General features: G+C 67.1%; 15 protein-coding genes, 1 pseudogene and 1 riboswitch. Of the genes and pseudogenes, 11 read left to right on the top strand and 5 right to left on the bottom strand.

Annotation, left to right across the window (positions count from 1 at the left end; genetic code table 11):
- The gene (locus G3I17_RS16030) at positions 1 to 918 is read left to right on the top strand and encodes an LD-carboxypeptidase (protein WP_164596874.1); all 918 of its coding nucleotides are present in this window, start codon (positions 1 to 3) and stop codon (positions 916 to 918) included.
- Here G3I17_RS16030 and G3I17_RS16025 read toward each other — a convergent pair.
- Positions 911 to 2,716 carry a S9 family peptidase gene (locus G3I17_RS16025; RefSeq protein ID WP_164596872.1) on the bottom strand — a complete coding sequence of 602 codons (1,806 nt, stop codon included), beginning with the start codon at positions 2,714 to 2,716 and terminating at the stop codon, positions 911 to 913. The genes G3I17_RS16030 and G3I17_RS16025 overlap by 8 nt on opposite strands.
- Before the next feature lie 91 nt (positions 2,717 to 2,807).
- On the opposite strand from G3I17_RS16025, the gene G3I17_RS16020 reads away from it, so the two are divergent.
- Positions 2,808 to 3,317 (top strand): SigE family RNA polymerase sigma factor, encoded by a 510-nt coding sequence (locus G3I17_RS16020; protein ID WP_164596870.1) that lies wholly within the window; start codon positions 2,808 to 2,810, stop codon positions 3,315 to 3,317.
- A complete protein-coding gene (locus G3I17_RS16015) occupies positions 3,314 to 4,099 on the top strand; it encodes a hypothetical protein (RefSeq protein WP_164596868.1) in 786 nt (261 codons plus the stop codon). The genes G3I17_RS16020 and G3I17_RS16015 overlap by 4 nt, the downstream gene beginning before the upstream one ends.
- A gap of 44 nt (positions 4,100 to 4,143) precedes the next feature.
- On the opposite strand, the gene G3I17_RS16010 is transcribed toward G3I17_RS16015, so the two are convergent.
- A complete protein-coding gene (locus G3I17_RS16010; RefSeq protein ID WP_164596866.1) occupies positions 4,144 to 5,922 on the bottom strand; it encodes an ABC transporter ATP-binding protein in 1,779 nt (592 codons plus the stop codon).
- The gene (locus G3I17_RS16005; protein ID WP_164596864.1) at positions 5,919 to 7,682 is read right to left on the bottom strand and encodes an ABC transporter ATP-binding protein; all 1,764 of its coding nucleotides are present in this window, start codon (positions 7,680 to 7,682) and stop codon (positions 5,919 to 5,921) included. Before G3I17_RS16005 ends, G3I17_RS16010 begins: the two co-directional genes overlap by 4 nt.
- A gap of 164 nt (positions 7,683 to 7,846) precedes the next feature.
- Between G3I17_RS16005 and G3I17_RS16000 the strand changes: the two are divergent.
- Together G3I17_RS16000 and G3I17_RS15995 are read left to right on the top strand one after the other, a co-directional pair.
- Positions 7,847 to 8,803, top strand: a pseudogene (locus tag G3I17_RS16000) (hypothetical protein).
- 63 nt (positions 8,804 to 8,866) lie between these two features.
- Entirely contained in the window at positions 8,867 to 9,841 is a 975-nt protein-coding gene (locus tag G3I17_RS15995) for a winged helix-turn-helix domain-containing protein (RefSeq protein WP_164596862.1), read from the top strand.
- Positions 9,842 to 9,918: 77 nt separating this feature from the next.
- Here the strand turns inward: G3I17_RS15995 and G3I17_RS15990 are convergent, their stop codons facing one another.
- The gene (locus G3I17_RS15990) at positions 9,919 to 10,503 is read right to left on the bottom strand and encodes a hypothetical protein (protein ID WP_164596861.1); all 585 of its coding nucleotides are present in this window, start codon (positions 10,501 to 10,503) and stop codon (positions 9,919 to 9,921) included.
- A 611-nt stretch (positions 10,504 to 11,114) separates the two neighbouring features.
- Between G3I17_RS15990 and G3I17_RS15985 the strand changes: the two genes are divergently transcribed.
- Together G3I17_RS15985 and G3I17_RS15980 are read left to right on the top strand one after the other, a co-directional pair.
- The gene (locus tag G3I17_RS15985; RefSeq protein ID WP_164596859.1) at positions 11,115 to 13,130 is read left to right on the top strand and encodes a hypothetical protein; all 2,016 of its coding nucleotides are present in this window, start codon (positions 11,115 to 11,117) and stop codon (positions 13,128 to 13,130) included.
- A gap of 10 nt (positions 13,131 to 13,140) precedes the next feature.
- Positions 13,141 to 13,419 carry a hypothetical protein gene (locus tag G3I17_RS15980; RefSeq protein ID WP_164596856.1) on the top strand — a complete coding sequence of 93 codons (279 nt, stop codon included), beginning with the start codon at positions 13,141 to 13,143 and terminating at the stop codon, positions 13,417 to 13,419.
- A 9-nt stretch (positions 13,420 to 13,428) separates the two neighbouring features.
- Here the strand turns inward: G3I17_RS15980 and G3I17_RS15975 are convergent, their stop codons facing one another.
- Positions 13,429 to 14,457 (bottom strand): (p)ppGpp synthetase, encoded by a 1,029-nt coding sequence (locus G3I17_RS15975; RefSeq protein ID WP_164596854.1) that lies wholly within the window; start codon positions 14,455 to 14,457, stop codon positions 13,429 to 13,431.
- Positions 14,458 to 14,623: 166 nt separating this feature from the next.
- Between G3I17_RS15975 and G3I17_RS15970 the strand changes: the two genes are divergently transcribed.
- From G3I17_RS15970 to G3I17_RS15955, 4 genes are all read left to right on the top strand, one after another.
- On the top strand, positions 14,624 to 15,817 hold the full coding sequence (locus tag G3I17_RS15970) for an ATP-binding protein (protein ID WP_164596852.1): 1,194 nt from the start codon (positions 14,624 to 14,626) through the stop codon (positions 15,815 to 15,817).
- Between the two features lie 182 nt (positions 15,818 to 15,999).
- Entirely contained in the window at positions 16,000 to 16,860 is an 861-nt protein-coding gene (locus G3I17_RS15965; protein ID WP_164596850.1) for a DUF3152 domain-containing protein, read from the top strand.
- Positions 16,861 to 16,921: 61 nt separating this feature from the next.
- Positions 16,922 to 17,827 (top strand): hypothetical protein, encoded by a 906-nt coding sequence (locus tag G3I17_RS15960; protein WP_164596742.1) that lies wholly within the window; start codon positions 16,922 to 16,924, stop codon positions 17,825 to 17,827.
- A 100-nt stretch (positions 17,828 to 17,927) separates the two neighbouring features.
- Positions 17,928 to 18,061: riboswitch (TPP riboswitch) on the top strand.
- Positions 18,056 to 19,393 (top strand): cytosine permease, encoded by a 1,338-nt coding sequence (locus tag G3I17_RS15955; RefSeq protein WP_164596848.1) that lies wholly within the window; start codon positions 18,056 to 18,058, stop codon positions 19,391 to 19,393. It overlaps the preceding riboswitch by 6 nt.
- The last annotated feature ends 33 nt before the right edge of the window (positions 19,394 to 19,426 follow it).

Below are 19,426 nucleotides of genomic sequence, written 5' to 3'. Positions count from 1 at the left end.
ATGACTGAGGTGAGGCGGCCGCGGCGGCTACGTGGTGGGGATCGGGTTGCGGTAGTGGCGCCGGCGGGGCCGTTGGTGGCGAGTCGGTTGGAGGCAGGGTCGGCGCATCTGCGTGACTGGGGTTTGGAGATCGACGTCATGCCGGCTGTACTGACCCGGCACGAGCGCTTCCCCTATCTGGCCGGTGACGACGCTGCGCGAGCTGCCGACTTCCGAGCCGCCTGGCTGGACCCGCAGTACGCCGCTGTCTTCTGCGGCCGCGGCGGGTACGGCGTGCAGCGGCTGCTTCAGCACCTGGACCTGGATGAGCTGGCCGGAGTCGACAAGGTGCTGGTCGGCTTCAGCGACATCACCGCGCTGCATGAGGCGCTGAATGCGCAGGGGCTGGTCACCATCCACGGCCCGATGGCCGCAGCCGTCGAGCAGCTCGGTGCACTCGAGGGGCGGGAGCGCCTGCATGACCTGCTGTTCGAGCCCGAGTCGGTCAAGGACCTGCTCGCCCCGAGATCCGCCCGGACGATGGTGCCCGGTACTGCGGACGGCCGGCTGCTCGGCGGCAACCTGGTACTCCTGGCGGCCAGCCTCGGTACTCCGACCTCCGTGCGGCCGGACGGCATCGTCGTCCTCGAGGACGTGAGCGAGGACGGCTACCGGGTCGACCGGCTGCTCACCCAGCTGCTGCGATCCGGCTGGTTCGACCATGTCACCGGTCTGGTGATCGGCGACTTCAGCGAAACCGACGACCAGGGGCTGGTCTCCGAGGTCGTTCGTGAGCGGCTCGAGCCGCTCGGCGTGCCGATGGTCGAAGGCGCTTCGATCGGCCATGAAGAACTCAACCTGGCGATCCCGCTCGGCCTCCCGGTCCGTCTCGACGCGACCGCCGGCACCCTCACACCGCTGCTGCCGCCACTCAGCTAGACAGGTGCTCGCGGAGGAAGGCGAAGGCCTGCGGGTAGGCATCGAGCCGGTTGGCGCGCTTCGCCAGGCCGTGACCTTCGTCGGGGTAGACCAGCAGCTGACACGGAACGTCTCGCTTGCTGAGCGCCTCGACGATCTGCTCCGCCTCCGACAACGGCACCCGCGGATCGTTCGCGCCGTGGATGACGAACAGCGGCGCCCGGATGTCGTCCACCCGGTTCAACGGACTCGCTGACTCCAGGAACTCGCGGTCCTCGGCCAGTACGCCGTACTCGCGTTCACGAGCCACCCGCCGGTACGCCGACGTGTTCTCCAGGAACGTGACGAGCGAAGCGATCCCGACGACATCCACCCCGGCTGCCCAGCGCTCGGGCTGGAACGTGAGACCCGCCAGCACCATGTAGCCGCCGTACGAGCCGCCCCACAGGCCAGTGCGCTTCGGGTCGACGCCAATCGACGGCAGCCAGTCGTGGATCGCCGCAAGGTCCTTCACGGAGTCGAGCCGCAACTCCTTGTCGTCCAGGGAGTACCAACGCTTCCCGTACGCCGCTGAGCCGCGCACGTTGGGCACGATCACCGTGTGGCCTTCCGCAGCGAGTGCGGTGACCACCGGGTTCCAGTTGCGCATCGCCATCATCTCGGGGCCACCGTGCACCCACACGACTGCCGAGCCGTTGCCGCTGTTGCCGATCGGCCGGTAGACGAACACGGGCACCTGCTCGCCGTCGAAAGACGTCACCCGGTGGCTCACCGGATGCGCGAGCCCGTCCGGAAGTACAGGGCCTGCAGGGGACTGGACGGCGGTGATCTCACCGGTCTCGCGCGCGTATCGGAACACCGAGAGCGGCTCGATCGGCGAGCTGTGGTTGAACAGCGCATAGCTGCCGTCCACCGACCACAGGGGATCCGGAGCCATCAGTAGCCGGGCAGCGCAGCCACCTGCCGGTAGATCGAGCTGTGCGACGAAGGAGGCGTCCGCGAGCATCTGCAGGGCCAGGGTGACGACACCGTCGTCGGTAGTCCCCACCAGCAGGTGCTCGCCGTCAGGGCACACCCAGCCGTCCAGGTCGTGCTCGTCGTCGATCAGTAGATCGCTCCACGTCGCAGTACCGACGTCGTACCGGCGCAGGGCGAGTCGCTCGCGTCCCGCATCAGTCGCGACGACGAACCCGGAGGAGTCGGGCAGCCACGAGGGAGCCTCCTGGTACGTCGGGTCGGCGTACCCCGTGAGCTCGGTGACGGTCTGGGCGGCTACGTCGGCCAGCAGGAGCTGCACCGAGTTGCCAGGGCCGCCGGCCAGGCGGATGGCGACCCAGTGTTCGTCCGGCGACACGTGCGCCGACGTCAGGTAGCCGCCGCCGTCGTACAGGACTGTCTCGGAGCCAGTGCCGAGGTCATGCATCACCAGGTCGAAGTCCACCCCGTTGCGGCGGTTGGTGGTGAAGAAAACCCTGCCTGGCTTGGCATCCACCAGGTGATGGAAGTAGGCGAGGTCCTGGACGAGCGGAGACAACACCGGGAGCCCATCGGGCCCGCTGGTGTCGTCCAGGTCGAGCAAGGACAGCTGGCCGCGCTCATCGCCACCACTGTCGTGCTCCACGACCACCTGGCGACTACCTGGTACAAATCGAGTGTTGCGGGCCGTGTCGCCCAGGGCAGTCAGCGCCCGCCAGCTCCCGTCAGCCGCGACCTCATGGATCTGCCGGATCCCGCTCCCGTCGTATCCGACGAGCAGCCTCCCGTCCGGGGCGACATCGAAGGCCATCGTGGTCGGCAGCGAGAGCAGTGTCGTCAGCACCAGCCAATCCTCACACGCGCCCCACCCCATGCAACCTGCCCGCGGACCTCGCCGTCTTTACGATCGTCAACCAGTGGACGAGAGGCGCCCGATGAGTGTGCGTGACCAGGAGTTCTCGGACTTCGTGCAGGCGCGGCGATCGCGGCTGGTAGGAGCTGCCTACCTGCTGTGCGGTGACCGGCACACGGCCGAGGACTTGGTACAGACGGCACTGGCCAAGCTGTACGCCGCCTGGCCGAAGATCCACAGCCGTGGCGCCGAGGACGCCTATGTGCTCAAGATCCTGGTCAACACGACCATCGACGCGGGCCGGCGGAGGTGGCGGCGGGAGCTGATCTCGGACGAGTTGCCCGAGCAGTCCGTGCCCGGCCCCGATCTCGACGGCCGCGACGAACTCGTCCGCGCGCTCGCCACGCTCGGGCCGAAGCAACGGCGGATCGTCGTCCTGCGCTACTGGCTCGACCTCAGTGTCGAGGAGGTCGCCGCCGACCTGAGGATCAGCCACGGAACGGTGAAGAGCCAGTCCTCGCGGGCCCTCGACCACCTCCGCGCCCGGTTGACCGCCGAAAGAATCGACGCACTGACCGAGGAGCGAGCATGAACGAGCAGGACCTGCGCGAACGAATGGAACTCAGCGTCGAGAGCGACCTCGGCGAGCCACCGATCGACCCGACGGCGGACATCCGCCGCGGCCGCACCCGACTGCGCCGAAACCGCATCGCCACCGGGTTCGCTGCGGTGACGTCGGTGGCCGCTGTGGCCGCCCTGGGCCTGCAGCTCGTGCCCGCCTCATCGGCCGATGGCCAGAGCGCCCCGCCGGCCGCCCAGCCGACGACGACCCATCCCACTGCATCCTCCGGGCACGTGACAACAACCCAGCGGCTGGCGGACCTCACGGGCGCACTGCTCGACTCGACGGTGCACCGGCACGTCGACCCGGGCCGCAAGTACACGAGGGCGACCACCAGCGGGGTCTCCTCGACTTCCGTGATCGACTCGTCGAACAAGCTCACTCAAGTGGGAATCATTCAGCAGTGGCGGCAGAGCGGTGAGGTCGGACAGCTCCATGTCTCGGTGACCAACGGGAAGCAGGCGCAGTCGAAAGATGAGTGGTGCGGGGTCAAGTCGGTGGTGACAGGCCCGCTCAAGAAGACCTGTACGACCAGGACGGCCCCGAACGGCCGTCCGATCGTCACTGCGACGTTCGTGCCGACGGCGAACGGTCGCCCCGTCGGGCCAGACGGTGGGTTGTACGTCCGATACGTCCGGCCGGACGGCCAGGTCGTCATCGTCTCCGTGACCAGGCTGACCAAGCCGGCCGTGACGCTGCAAGAGCTCATCGCGGCCGCGATCGACCCTGGGATGAGTTTGCCGAAGAAGTAGCCGGTTGAGGGGCAGACGGAGTGCCTGCCCCTCAACCGATGTGGTCAGCGTTCGCCGTGCCAGCTGTGCCAAAGGGCTGCGTACGGGCCTTCGGCACCGACTAGCTCGTCGTGGCCGCCGAGCTCCACGATGCGGCCGTCCTCGACTACTGCGATCACGTCGGCGTCGTGGGCGGTATGCAGCCGGTGGGCGATCGCGACGACCGTGCGACCTTCCAGTACTCCGGCCAGCGACCGCTCCAGGTGGCGAGCGGCTCGCGGGTCCATCAGCGAGGTCGCCTCGTCCAGGACCAGCGTGTGCGGGTCGGCCAGGACCAGCCGGGCCAATGCGACCTGCTGAGCCTGTGCCGGGGTCAGCGACACTCCACCCGACCCGACCTCGGTGTCGAGCCCGTGCTCGAACCCGGCGACCCAGGCATGCGCATCCACGGCCCGCAAAGCAGTCCACAGCTCAGCATCGGCTGCAGCAGGCCGGGCCAGCCGCAGGTTGTCCCGCATGCTGCCGACGAACACGTGGTGCTCCTGGTTCACCAGGGCCACGTGGCTTCGTACCTGCTCGGCCGACATCTTGTCGAGGGCTGCCCCGCCCAGGGTGATGTCACCGACCCGTGGCGAGTAGATGCCGGCCAGCAGCCGGCCGAGCGTCGATTTCCCTGCTCCTGAAGGGCCTACCAGCGCAACCCGGGCACCGGGCTCGACGGTCAGTGTGACGCCGTGCAGCACGTCGCGGCCTTCCAGGTACCCGAAGCGGACCTCGTCGGCCAGCACGGTCCGGCCATCCGGCTCGTCCTGGTGACCGGCCTGTTCCGCCTCGATCTCACGGACGCCGACCAGTCGCGCCAGGGAGACCTGGGCAACCTGCAGCTCGTCGTACCAGCGGATCATCATGTTGACCGGCTCGACCAGCATCTGGATGTAGAGCGCACCCGTCGTCAGCGCGCCGACAGTGATCCAGCCCTCGATCGACAGGCCGCCACCGATGACCAGCACCGCGGCCAGCGCGACCGTGTGGGTCATGTTGATCACCGGGAACAGGATCATCCGCAAGGAGAGCGTGTAGCGCTCCCAGGCCACCCACTGGCCGATCCGGGTGTCACCCATCTTGATCCGGCGGTCGCCAAGCCGGTGGGACTCCACAGTCCGGCCGGCGTCGACAGTCTCGGCCAGTGCCGAGGCGACGGCCGCATAGCCCGCCGCCTCCGACCGGTACGCCGATGGCGCCCGGCGGAAGTACCAGCGGCCACCGATGATCAGGATCGGCGCAGCGATCACAACAGCCACGGCCAACTCCGGCGCAGTGACGATCAGTGCGCCGATCAGCAGCCCTGCCCAGATCACCGCGATGGTCAGCTGCGGTACGGCGTCCCGCATGGCGTGCGACAAGCGGTCGACGTCCGTGGTGATCCGGGACAGCAGGTCACCCGTCCCGGCGCGCTCCAGCACACCCGGCGGCAGCGCGACCGCACGGACGAGGAAGTCCTCCCGCAGGTCGGCGAGCATCTCCTCACCCAGCACTGCGCCGCGCAGCCGGGTGAGCCGGACGAAGACCGTCTGCACGGCGAGGGCGATGACGAAGCCCAGCACCACGTAGGGAAGGTCGACATCCGTCTCGCCGACTGACAGCTTCTCCACGACGTTGCCGAGCAGCCAGGGCCCGACCATGCCGCTCAGTGCCGCCGCCGCGTTGACCAGTGTCAGCCAGCCGAACGCACGCCGGTGTCTGCGGAACAGGGTTTTCAGATAGGCCTTCACCGTCGGGGTGCCGGCCACCGGCAGGCGAGCCGCCTCCTGCGGGGCTGCCGGGTCGTACTCGGGGCGCTTCACAGCGACTCCTCAAGAGTTGGCTCGTCTTCACGGGTGACGACTGCGCGGTAGCGCGGGTTGGTGTGCAGCAGTTCGTGATGGGTGCCGACGGCATCGACCCGGCCATCCGGCACGAACACCACTCGCTCCGCCCGGTCCAGCATCAGCGGGCTCGAGGTGAACACCACGGTGGTCCGGCCCGACCGGAGTAGCCGCAGGCTGTCTGCGATCCGTGCCTCCGTGTGGGCGTCCACGGCACTCGTCGGCTCGTCGAGCACGAGCAGCGCCGGGTCGACGTACAGGGAACGGGCCAGAGCGACCCGCTGTCGCTGTCCACCGGACAAGGAACGGCCGCGCTCGGTCAGTAGCGCTGCAGTGGCATCGGTACCGCCGTCGGGCAGCGACTGACGTAGTACGTCGAGGATGTCGGCGCACTGGGCTGCATCGAGAGCCTCCTCGACCGAGACGGCTCCACTGGCCGGTACGTCGAACAGGTCGCGCACTGTGCCCGACAGGAGCACAGGGTCCTTGTCCTGGACGAGCACGGCTGTCCGTGCGGAGTACAGCGGGAGGTCGTCGAGTGCGACGCCTCCCAGCAGGACAGACGGGTCCTCCGGGTCGGCCTCCGGACTGTGGCCACCAAGACGATCCGCGAGCAGACCGCCGGCGTCGGGGTTGCCACAGACCACGGCGGTGAAGCTCCCGGACGGAACCTCCAGCCCGGACAGCGGGTCGGCCAGATCGCCCGTGGGCACCTCGGCGTCCGCCGTCCCCTTGTCGTCGTCCATCCGCTGCAGCGACAGCACGCGCGCCGCGCGTCGGGCCGACACCTTGGAGAAGATGAACGCGCTCGCCGTCTCCTCGAACGTGTGCAGCGGAACGAGCATGAAGGTGATGAACCCGTACGCCGTGACGAGCTCGCCGACGTTGATCTTGCCGGCCGTGACCAGGTTGATGCCCATCCAGACGATCAGCACCAGGAACAACCCGAACAGCAGCACCTGGATCGCCGCGATCAGCGACCACATCCGGGCGCTGCGGACCGCGCTCGACCTGTACTCCTGGGAGGCCGCGCGATAGCGGTCGAGGAAGAGCTGCTCGCCGCCGATACCGCGCAGCACGCGCAGACCGGCGACCGTGTCGGCGGCCAGCTCGGTGGCGCGACCGCCCTTGGCCCGCTGGGCGTCGGCGCGACGCTCGGCGGGCCCCATCAGCGGCACGATCGAGAAGGCCAGGATCGGTACGGCGATCAGCACCACGAGCCCGAGCTGCGGCTCGTAGAAGAGCAGGCCGATCACGACCGCGAAACAGGTCAGCAGCGCGGCCGCGAACCGGCCGAGCACCTCGACGAACCAGCCGATCTTCTCCACGTCGCCACTGCTCACGGCGACCACCTCACCGGCCGCGATCCGGCGGGTCAGCATCGAGCCCAGCTCGGCGGCCTTGCGGGACAGCAGTTGCTGGAGACGCGAGGCCGTGCTGATCCAGTTGGTGACGACGGCCTGGTGGAAGAACGCGTCGGCGCCGGCCTTGGCGGCACCCATCGCCAGCAGCAACAGGCCGGCCAGGATCAGCTTGGTCCAGGACTTGTCGATCACGGCCTGGACGGCTAGCCCGACCGCGACGGGCGCGGCGGCGATGCCACCGAAGTACAGCAGACCCCAGCAGAGCGCGACGCCCTGACCACGGAGCTGCTGGTGCTCTAGCCAGAGAATGAGTCGGAGGCCGGACCGGGTGTCTGGCACACCTGGGTCGGCGAACGGAATGAGGCGCAGCGACATGACGTCCCAAAGGAACTAGAGGGGTTTTCGAGGTACCTGAGCAGGCGAATAGAGCAAGCCTAGGCGGCCCCGCCGACAGCCCGTCAAACCCTTTATCAGCCCGTGGGCAAGGGCTGTCCACGCCAAGTAGTACAGTCTTGAACGAATTCTGGAGAGGAAGACGAGTGCAGGAACCGAGTCGGCGGCGTCGGTTGCTGGTGCTGGCGATCTGTTGTCTGAGCCTGTTCATCGTCGGGCTCGACTCGACCGTGGTGAACCTGGCGCTGCCCTCGATCCGGTCCGAGCTGAACGCCTCGGTGTCCAAGCTGCAGTGGACGATCGACGCCTACACGCTGCTCGACTCGGCCGGCTGGCGGTTCATCTTCTGGGTCACGTGCCGGTGGTACTGGTCGCGTTGGTGCTGACGGCGTTCTTCGTACCGGAGTCGCGGGCCGCGGTCGCGCGCCGGCTCGATCCGGTCGGGCAGGTGCTGGTGATCCTGTTCCTGATCGGGCTGACGTACTCGATCATCGAGGGGCAGGCGGCCGGCTGGGGTTCGCCGCTGATCGTCAGTTGCTTCGTCGTGGTGGTGCTTTCGCTGGTGTCATTGGTGTTCTACGAGCGGCGTCGCGAGCAGCCGTTGCTCGATCCACGGTTCTTCCGCAGTGCGCCGTTCTCCGGGGCGACGCTGATCGCGGTCGCCGGGTTCGCGGCGCTGTCCGGCTTCCTGTTCCTGAATTCCCTTTATCTGCAGGAGGTTCGGGGCTTCTCGGCGCTGCATGCCGGTCTGCTCACGCTGCCGATGGCGGTGATGACGGTGATCTTCGGCTTGGGCTTCGGCATGCTCAGCTCGCCGATCACCAACGCGGCCGTCTCGGGGATGCCTCGCTCGCAGGCCGGCGTGGCCGCGGCGATCGCCTCGACGAGTCGACAGGTCGGCGCCTCGCTGGGCGTCGCGATCGTCGGCACCGTCTTGACCGCCAGACTCTCCGGGCCGCTCGAGACCGGGTTTGTCGCCGCCGCGCAGCTCGCCTGGTACATCATCGCCGGTTGTGGCCTGCTGGTGCTCGTCTTCGGCCTGATCACCAGCGGGCGCTGAGGCGCGCAGTACTGCAGCTCGCGTTGCTGACAATGTCGCTTGACGAGGGGTCGCTTGACAGACCGTCGTCGCTCCCGTTCGATCGGTAATCGACGATTGGGGCGCGATGCTGCGGGTGATCTTCACTGAAGCCGACCTTGCACAGGTCCGCGTCGCGCCCGCCGCCGACCCCCTTTGGGAGATCGCCAACAGCCTCGACCGCCTCCAAACCAAACGCGGCCGCTGGGCCTACGCCCCCTGGTACCGCGCGGCGTCCGAGACGCTGACCGACCCGGTACTGCGGAAACAGGTCACCTCGTTGCTCCTGCCACTGTTCCCAAGAGCCGCATACTTCCCCGACTTCCTCACCCCACCCGCAGCCCTCAACGGCCTCGAAGCAGGCATCGACGCCATCCTCTCAACCCCCACGGAGCGAGTCACCAGCGAACTCAAGACTCTGGCCCTGGTTCACCAGGCACCCTCCTGGGCTCCTCGACTAGCCGCCGGCGACCTACACTCCGACCTCGGCGCCGCCCTGCGGATGTACCACCATCGCGTGATCGAGCCCCACTCGGATCTGATCTCCGCAGAGCTAGCCGCCGACCGGGCAACCCGCGCCCGCGCACTAGCCCGAGGCGGCCCCGACAGACTGCTGAACAGTTTCCAGCCCCTCATGCGCTGGCGCCCACCAGTCCTCGAGGTCCGCTACCCCATCAACCGAACCATCCACCTGGCCGGCCGTGGCCTACAACTAACCCCGTCCTACTTCTGCTGGCAAAACGCCATAACCCTCGCAGACACAGACCTCTCCCCAGTCCTCGTCTACCCCGTACTACGGGAGCTCCCCACGTCCCAAACCAGCGACGCGACGGCCGCCGCCCTGCTCGGCAAAACCCGAGCCGCCATCCTCCGCGCAACCATCCCCGGCCGTACCGCTGCCGAGATCGCCACCCAGATAGGAATCGGCGCCCCCACCACCAGCCACCACCTGACCGTCCTCCGAGACAGCGGCCTGATCACAACCCAGCGCGCCGGCAAGGCACTCCTGCACGTACTAACCCCACTCGGCGCAGCCCTGCTGCGGCAGCAGCCAGTGCGCTAGCCCTCAAGTACACCGGCGTTGCCGTCGCCATCGCCTCAACAAACCGCCAGATATTGCCTGACAGGCACTGGCCCCTGTTACTTCGGCAGGCCGTACCGGTAGATCTTTTCGCATTCGCGATCGGCGATGACCAGGTCGCCGTCCCACAGCGCCAGACCTTCGATCTCGCTCAGGGGGGCTGCCAGCAGGTCACCGATCGGCACCTGGGCACACTGCGTCGCAATCCTGGTCTTCCCTCTCAGGAGAAGCTTCGGATCGGCTCCGGGAGTGGCGTGAACGACAGCTGCGTGCCCGTCCATCGCGACATACGCGCCACCCTTGCCGTCGGCGATCATCGTGCCTGGTGAGTATCCGGCCAGGAGGTCGAGCCCACGGAGGGACATCCGGGCAGTCACCTTGCCTCCGGCGATCCGGACGACTTCATCCTTGGTCGCCACCAGCAAGTCTTCCCCATCGGCCGCAATGGCTGACGGCACGACCGGCAGCGTCACCGTCGATACCTTCCCGGCGTCGGAGACTGCCAGTACTTGGGACCCGCGCTGGACCCACCATTGCTCGCCACGCCGCAGAATTCCGTCACCAGTTGCCGCACCCGCCTGAGCCGCCAGCGCGGGAAGATTGGCCAGGTCCTTGACGGTGCCATCCGACGGATTCAGTGTCATCACACGCCGTCCATCTGCCAAGAACCCAACCTGGTCAGCCGCAACTGCCGCTGCCAGAATCCGCTCAGTCCGGCCTCCCCAGCCGAGGTCCGTGAGCTGCCCCGCAGAGTCGAGGCGCAAGACCTCCGGCGCAGCCTCTGTAGTGATCAGCAAGCCGCCGTTCGGCAGGGTAGCCACCGGCCCGACATCCCCGACCCCGTGCCCAGCAGCGGGACTCTTGCCGTCCCACCCGATACCAGTGCCATCGCCGGCGATACTCACCATCTGCCCAACCCCAGGTGTTGGCGCAGCGATAGGTTCCGGCGACTTCACCGGCTCCGACTCATCACACCCAGCCAGGCCGACAACCAAACACAAGGCAACAAGCAACGCCCCTGCCTGTACCTCCACGCTCCGCATGTTCCGACCGTACCCGGGTCGCCACGTGTAGCACGCGAGCGGAGCTGGTGCGGGGGAGTCGTCTGCAGCTTCCTGCAATTGGTGCCGTTGCGCGATCTCGCGAGGCGGTGCGGCGATAGGGTCCGATGACTGGCTGGATCTGACCCGTTGCGTTCGGCGAGGGCTGGGGGCGGCTCAGGATCAGGGGCAGGAACTCGGGGAGGGGACCGCTGGTGACCGATTACGTCAGTGCTTCGGCTAGTCGGATGCGTAGTTTGGCGCGAGAGATCAAGGAATGCTCGGACGCGATCCTGTCCGACGAGCCCGGTATCAAGAGCGGGATCGAAGGCTGGGAAGCGGGCGTCGACACCAACGCCCTTCGGAATCTGGCCGGGTGGCTGAAGGACGAGGCGGGGCCGATGCTGGATCGGGCTGCCTGGGCTGAGACCGCGCTGAACCAGCCGGGGCCGGTGACGGTCAACCGCGCTGGGGATTGGCGCACGGTTCCCTGGAACATCACGCCTGAGCTGCAGCGACAGGAAGGGTACGCCGACAGCGCCCAGTTGGCTCGCCTGATGCAGAGCAAGGATCCGAAGGTTCGCGATCAGGCCGCGCGGGAGGCCGCTTGGGCAATGGAAGCCCACGTCGACGACCCCGAGTGGCTCGAGGCGTTCTTCACTACCGGTGGCGCGCAGGTGCTGTCATCCCTCCCGCGGCATCTGCTTGCACGCGACGGCGCGACTCTGTCGGAAGACTCGAAGCAGACCCTGCGCTGGTACAGCCTCGGCATTGCCAAGGCCACGAAACTGCAGGAGCAGCACAAGATCACCCTGCCAGGAACCGTATGGGACCCCATTTTTCATCCTGCGGGCGATGATCTGTGGTCGTCGGGGATGCTGGTGGCGCACGGCCCGAAGGGTGATCAGTACGGCTCCCAGTTCCTCGCGGGACTTGCGGGTGGGGCCTTGGACTGGAAGGAAGAGCACGGGCCGATGCGGCCGTCGTACTCTGCGCCGAGAATGGCCGGGAACACCTTTGTTCCCGGTGGATATGTTCAGAACGACGGCGACTGGTGGACCAGCCTGGGAATCGACGTCGATTACCTCGACACCGACGCGAAGGACGCGGAGGCCGGGATCGCCAAGATCAGGGCCAATGACCCGTTGAGCTTCATTCTCGGTCGTACTGGTGAGAACCCGGAAGCCAGCAGGGCTTTGCTGTCCGTGCCGAACGACCCGACGCGCGCCAAGCAGTTGGTCGACGTGCATTGGCAGACGCCCGGACCGGTGCCGCTGGATGATTCGGGGCCGGCGTCGTTGGTGATCCGGGCGGCGACGTTTGATCGGAAAGAGCATGGCAAAGATTCGGCTAATGCTGCGCTCAATGTGATCAGGGCTGCGAACTTTGCGTATCGATCAGAACGGAATGCCTACGACAATGAGCAGTACCCGAAGCTGCCGTCGGCGCTGACCAAGGGGCTGTCGTTCGTCGCCGCGACTTACGGCGACGACCTTGCTGGTAGCACCGATACGGCAGATCTGATCAATGGAGTGGCCGATCGCGGCGTTGGGGGGCTCCATTTCCAGACCAACTCGACAGAGATCGATGGATTTCTCCATGCACTGATGTCGGACCCGGCGGCTACGGGAGCCCTCGAAGGCGCTCTTCGTGCGCGGCTGACCCTGTCGGCGCAGTTGCAGTCCACTGATCCGAGCCTGCCCGACTATCTCGAGGACCTCGGGCGGCTGCTAGGAGCGATGAACCTGACAGCCAATGATATGAAGTTCGATGCGGCGGAGGCCAAAGACAAGGACAACGCGAACCACCGGGTCTACTTCGATGCTTTGACCGGTGTCGCGAGCGGCTTGCCGGGTCTCCCTGATGCGCAGACGTTCCTGGTTGTGATTTCGAGCGAACTGGCGGCGGCGAACGGCGATGCCCTGTTCCCCACCGACAATGCGACCAAGGCGGCCGACGCGTCGCAGGCGGTGACGTACAGGAACTTGCAGGGCATGCGTATCGAGATTGCGCAAGGGTTGCTGCAGAGCGGAACGCTGACGCCGCCAGTGGGTCGCAGTTTCTGTCAGGGTGGCGTGATCAAGATCAGGACAGAGCAAGAAGCAGTGGAGTTCAAAGACTGGTGGTCGACCGTCGGTTCGCAGGCAACCGACTTCGAGGATCGGGCCCAGAAGGGTTTTATGGAAGCGAACGCAATATTCGCCGCCAATGCTAATAAGCACGGGAAGTGAGGGTTTTCTGATGCCAGTTCCCTATGTGCAGGAGTGCCGGGAGTCGATGGCGGCGGTCTCGGGCAAGGTTGAGGCGATTCGGAAGGCGATCAAGGAGTTGCAGGGGTTTGCCAATGTGGACACCTGGTCTGGGACGCAGGCTGACAAGTGGATGGCTGACTTGAATCATCGTGTCAAGGCGGTTGAGGCGTGCCTGGATGTCAAGGTGCCTGCGGCTAAGGCGGAGTGTTTGAAGAACGCTCAGCGGATGCAGTCCGCGTCGTCGGCCGGAGCCGTCAAAGCCCAGTAGCTAGTTGGGTCAGGTGCTCTGTAGGCCGGCGCGGCCGAGGGCTTTCAGGCGGCCGCGGAGGATTTTTTGGCGGCGTTCTTCTGTGGGGAAGAGGTCCACGTACTCTGCGCCTCTGGCCGCCAGGAGGTCGTCGTCGAGGCGGCGGACTGTGCCGGCTGGGAAGCGGTGGGTCATTGCTGCCTGCACCGCGTTGCTGTCGATGTCCTGCAGCAACGCCGTCAGTTGGTCCTCGGTGGTGACGCCGAGTTGGGCCAGGATGCCGAGGATCCACGCGTAGTGGTTCGTCTTGGCGTGCGGGGCGTCGGGATAGCGCCTGGTCAGGTACGTGGTCAGCGTCGCCGTCGTCAGGTCCATCGGCGCGGCGTCGGGCTCGGCGGCGGCCAGTTCGCGGTACAGCTTGTCGATCTCGGCGAACTCATTGTCCGCGAGCTCCATCAGCGCCGCCGCGAGCAGGAAGCGCCGGTCGAACTCGGGTTTGCGGTCCGGCGGGATGTCCAGCTTGTACCTGATGTCGTGCTCGAACTCGGCCCACGCGTGCTGGACCGCGGTCCGGACCTGGATCTCCATCGTCAGGTTCTTCAGTACGGCGTACTCCGGCAGCTCCCGGCGATGCGCGTTCAGCCGTACCAGGTAGTGCTTGCTCGCGTAGCCGAAGGCGCCCTGCGCGCGGGTGTGCGCACCCATGTCGGTGTGCTCGACGATCTCGAACTCCGACTCGATCACCTCGCAGACCCGGTCGACGGCCTCGACCAGGAAGGTGATGATCCGGGCGGCGACCAGGTCGGTGATCTGCTCCAGCGGATCGTCGTACTTCGGCTTGGCCGGGTCGTCCGGATGAGCTTTCGAGGCCTTCGCCAGGAACGACTCGGGATCCTTGGCCCGGGCGGTCGCGCTGAGGTAGTTGATGCCCTCTTCCTCGCCGATCAGCTCGTTGATCAGAGCTTCCAGCTTGCGCGCGCCACCGACGTACTGCTGGTGCGTCCGCTCGTACTGCGCAGCGGCCTGCACCGTCCAGTCCTGCAGCTCAGCCCCACCCATGCGCAGACCATAGTGCTGATCGCGGTCCCTAGGCTGCGCTACACGTGTCTAGTGGTCTCTAGTATTTTTGCTAGATATCCGCAGAAGCTGACAGAACAGCGACACGCGATCGGGTTGACTAGCGAAATCTAAGGAAAACGCTAGACAGCCTCATAGAGTGAAATGCATGGATCCGATCCGGAATCCCTATGCGCCCGGCGCCGGCCAGCGCCCGCCCGAGCTGGCCGGACGCGACACCGAGGTACGGCAGTTCGAGGTGGTCCTCGAACGCGTCGCGGCGGGGCGGCCGGAGCGCAGTCTGGTGCTGTCGGGGCTGCGCGGGGTCGGCAAGACGGTGCTGCTCAACACGCTGCGGAGCCAGGCGATCAAGCGCGCCTGGGGTACCGGCAAGATCGAGGCGCGGCCCGACCAGAGCATCCGGCTGCCGATCGCCCAGGCGATGCACACCGCCATGCGCGAGCTCGGGCACCGGCATCGGGATTCCGAGCGAGTCGACGAGTTCAGCGCGGTGCTGAAGGCTTTTGCGCTGCGTACCGGCCTGAACGATCGCAAGGGCATCCGCTGGCAGCCCCCGGTCGACGTGGTCGCGGCGAAGGGGCGGGCCGACTCGGGTGACCTCGAGATGGACCTGATCGAGCTGTTCGCCGACGCGGCCGACCTGGCCGGCGACCTGTCCGTCGGCGTCGGCCTCTTCATCGACGAGATGCAGGACATCAGCGCCGACGACCTGTCGGCCCTGTGCGCCGCCTGCCACGAGATCTCTCAGCAGAGCGCCGCCCTGGTCGTCGTAGGCGCCGGGCTGCCACACCTGCCCGCCGTACTGTCCGCCAGCAAGTCGTACTCCGAACGTCTCTTCCGCTACGTCCGCGTGGACCGCCTGTCCCGCGAAGCCTGCGACCGAGCCCTGATGATCCCGGCCGAAACCGAAGGCGTCGTCTTCGAAGAGGAAGCCCTGGACGAGCTCTACGCCCAGACCGACGGCTACCCGTACTTCGTCCAAGCCTTCGCCCACGCCACCTGGGACCACGCCCCCGCCAGCCCGATCACCATCAAAGACGTAGCCGTCGCAGGCCCCGAAGCCTCCGCCGAACTGACCGTCGGCTTCTTCGGCTCCCGCTATGAGCGCGCGACTCCTGCCGAGCGCGAATACATGCGCGCGATGGCCGAGCTCGGCGTCAACGCCGACGACGGCCCGGTCCCCACCGCCGAAGTAGCCACCACCCTCAACCGCAAACCCCAGTCCCTCTCTCCAGCCCGAGACGGCCTCATCAAAAAGGGCCTGATCTTCTCCGCCGAACGAGGCACCGTAGCCTTCACAGTCCCCCACTTCGGCAAATTCCTCCGCACCCGCACCGCCTAGCACGACGCCACGCAGCTCCTCCGTCGGCCGGTTGTGCGGGAAACTTTTGGTCGCCAGCTGCAAGTTTGTTTCCACTCAGCAGCGATGGAAGGAGCGGGTATCGGAGGCCGCGCGATGAAAAACCCGGTGTCGCGGAAGTTGCCCTTTTGTGATGTAACTGGGAGTCGATAGGGTGCCTGTATATGACTACCGGGCGGAGCGAGCGGCGTTTGGGGAGTCGTGCGCGCCGGGCCCGGGGTGGGCGGCACAGCCGGCGGAAGTCGTACAAGGCGCAGTGGTTCTCCGTGACCGCGTTGGCGGTGCTCGGGATGGTGATGGTGGTTCATCCGGACGCCACCAAGCAGCGCAATCTGGCCGCGCAGTTCAGTGGGAGTGCGGTGGCGGCGAGCGAGCCGACGAAGGCTCCGGTCGCAGCCGTGCCGACGATTGTGCCGACGCCCACGGCGACGTTCACCATGCCGTTGCGTCCAGCACCGACTCTGACGCGACAGCCGCGTGGGTCCAAGCCGAATGTCACCGTCTCGACCGGGCGACTGCTGGTCGTGCCCGGGTTCGTGAAGGCGACCGGGCCGCACGACAAGCTCACCTACCGGGTCGAGATCGAGGACGGGCTGTCCCTCAATGGCGTGCTCGTCGCGGCGGCGATCCACAAGACGCTCACGGACGCACGCGGCTGGCAGTCGCTGGGGCCGGTCAGGTTCGAGCGGACCGACAAGATCGACGCCGACCTGCGCGTGATCGTGGCGACGCCGTCACTCACCGACAAGCTGTGCCTGCCGCTCGACACCGGCGGTGAGGTCTCCTGCCGCGTCGAGAACAGGGTGGTCCTCAACGCCAAGCGCTGGATGTACGCCGTCCCCGCGTACGCCGGCAAGGTCGACCTGTACCGGAGCTACCTGGTCAACCACGAGGTCGGCCACGCCCTCGGCCACGGCCACTCGGCCTGCACCAAGCCCAACACCCCCGCGCCGGTGATGATGCAGCAGACCAAGGGCCTGGGCGGCTGCCTCCCCAACGCGTGGCCCACGATCAAAGCCACCTAGATCGCCTATAGCCGTGAGAACCTGTCCGGAGACGGTCTGAGCGAGCGGGAGGGTGTAGCGAATGTCGTCACAGGACTTCCCCACCTACGGCCGGGGTGAGAACCCCGACGAGTCCCGCGAGGACGAGCACTACGCCAAACCGGCCCCGTACGGCGGCAACACCTTCGGCCAGGGCACCTACGCCGACCCGAGCCAGCCCGGCGCGTACCAACCCCAGCCCGGCCCGTACCAATCCCAGCCCGGCCAACCAGGCACCTACCCGCCGCCGGGCCAGCCAGGCCAACCGAGCCAGCCACTGCCGCAGTACGGCGGACCAGGCCAGTACGGCGAGCCGCAGCAGCCGCCGGAGCACCTCTACAACCAGCCGCCCGCTTATCGCCCAGGCACCCCGTACGGCACGCCGGCGCAACCGCAGCCCCACGAGCTCCCGGCGTACGGGCGTGAAGGCGAGCCAGCACCCCGCGACCCGCGAGCAGCCCGCGTAATACTGCTCGCCGCGGTCATCGCCGCCGTCTACGGCCTGCTGGTCATCTCCATCCAGCGAGTCTCGCTCCGGGACATCTCCCAGCTCCCCGGCTCCCCCCTGAACCACCCGCTGCGCACAGACGCCATAGACACCATCGGCCAACTCCTGACCCTCGTGGTCGGCCTGGCCGCGCTAGGCATGTGGCTTCGCGACGTACTGAGTCGCCGCAAGGTCAACCGCCAGCCCGACCCGATCGAGCTGGGTGGACTAGGCCTGGTCGCCCTCTCCCTGATCCCGCTGCTGATCTGGCTGGTGATGGTGCTGACCACCGGCATGGGCTCCATCGACGACTCCCTGGACCGCCTGCCCACGGCGTACGCGTGGGGCGGCGTCGGCCTGCTGATGCTCGCCGCCGGCCTGGGACTCGGCTACAACGCGCTCAAGCCCCCAGTACGCAACCCCGTCGTCCAACAGGCCCCGGACCGCCCACCTTGGGAGTGACCACTCCCCTCGTACTGACCAACGGCCCCGAGGTTGTGACGTTCATCAAGCGGGCGGCTGGTGTATACAACGGGCAATGACGCGATATCGTTGACGGCGTAACAAACTCCGCGGGAGCTCGCACCGAAATTCTGGCGGGCTGAGAGGGTGACGAGCTGCGTCCGAGCAGCCGGGTCGCCGACCGCCTGAACCTGACCGGGTAATGCCGGCGTAGGGAGCAGGTCAGCCATGACCACTACCGCTGCACGCACGTCGTCCACCGCCACCGAGGCGCCGCTCGTCCTGACCACGGACGCGCCACGCACCCTCGGGTTCCTCGACCAGTTCACGCTCTGGGGCAACTTCGGCATCTCGCTGTTCGGCCCGGTGACCGGCGCGCTCGTCGCGGCGTACACCGGATCGCTGGTGAAGGGCCTGATCGCAGTCGTCGTCGGCTGCGGGATCGGCGCCCTCGTCCTGGGCGGCGCCGCCGTCTTCGGTTCGCACACGGGTGCACCGGCGATGGCCAGCCTGCGCGGCTTGTTCGGCCGCCGCGGCTCGATCGCGCCGACCGTGCTCAACATCGCGCAGAACATCGGCTGGGCCACGATGGAGATCATCGTCATCTCCCAGGCCGCCGTCGCGGTGACGAGTGAGAGCTGGCGCTGGCTGTTCGTCCTGATCGCCGGCTTCATCGCCACGGCGATGGCCGTCCGGCCACTCGGCAGCGTGAAGCTGCTGCGCAAGTTCATGGTCTGGCTGGTCCTGCTGGCCTCGGTCTACCTGTTCATCCAGGTGCTCAGCAAGCCGGTGCACGACCTGCCGCAGGACGGCATCTTCGGCTTCTGGCCGGGTGTCGACCTGGCCGCGGCCGGCGTCGTCTCGTTCGCGCCGCTCGCCGCCGACTACACCCGGCACTCGCGCACCAACAAGGCCGCCTTCGCTGGTTCCGCCTTGGGTTACGGCCTCGCCGCGATCCTGTACTACGCCCTCGGCGTGATCGCCGTCGCCACCCTGCAGACCAACAGCACCGACGTGATCACCGCGCTGGTCACCTTGCCGGCCGGCGCGATCGCGTTGTTCGTGCTGCTGGTGGACGAGGTCGACGAGGCCTACGCGAACGTCTACTCGACCACGATGGCCGCGCACAACCTGATCGGGCAGATCGACCGGCGCTGGATCTCGGTCGCGATCGGCGTGCTCGCCACCGTGCTCGCGCTGTTCGTTGACCTGGGCAACTACACGCAGTTCCTGTACCTGATCGGCTCGGTCTTCATCCCGTTGTTCGCGGTCGCGATCGCCGACTTCTTCGTGGTCAGCAAGATGAACTGGGATGTCTCCGACACCGCCCGGTTCCGCTGGCAGCCCACGCTGGCCTGGGTGTTCGGCTTCATCGCCTACCAGCTCGTCAACCCCGGTACGGTCGAGGGCTGGTCGCCGTTCTGGCTCGACCTTCAGCAGGCGCTGTTCAACAACCAGCCGGTACCGGGCTGGCTCGGCGCGACCTACACGTCGATCGTGATCTCGATGCTGGCCGCGATCGTCCTCGGCCGATTCGGGCGCAAGACCGGGAAGGTCTCGATCTAGCAGCTTGTACTGACAGTGACCCAGCGTGGCCGG

It is taken from the genome of Streptomyces sp. SID13031, assembly GCF_010548305.1.
In the GTDB taxonomy this organism is placed as follows: Bacteria; Actinomycetota; Actinomycetes; order Propionibacteriales; family Kribbellaceae; genus Kribbella.
The sequence above is the reverse complement of the archived record's forward strand: the minus strand, read 5'-3'. Positions and strand labels throughout refer to the sequence as shown.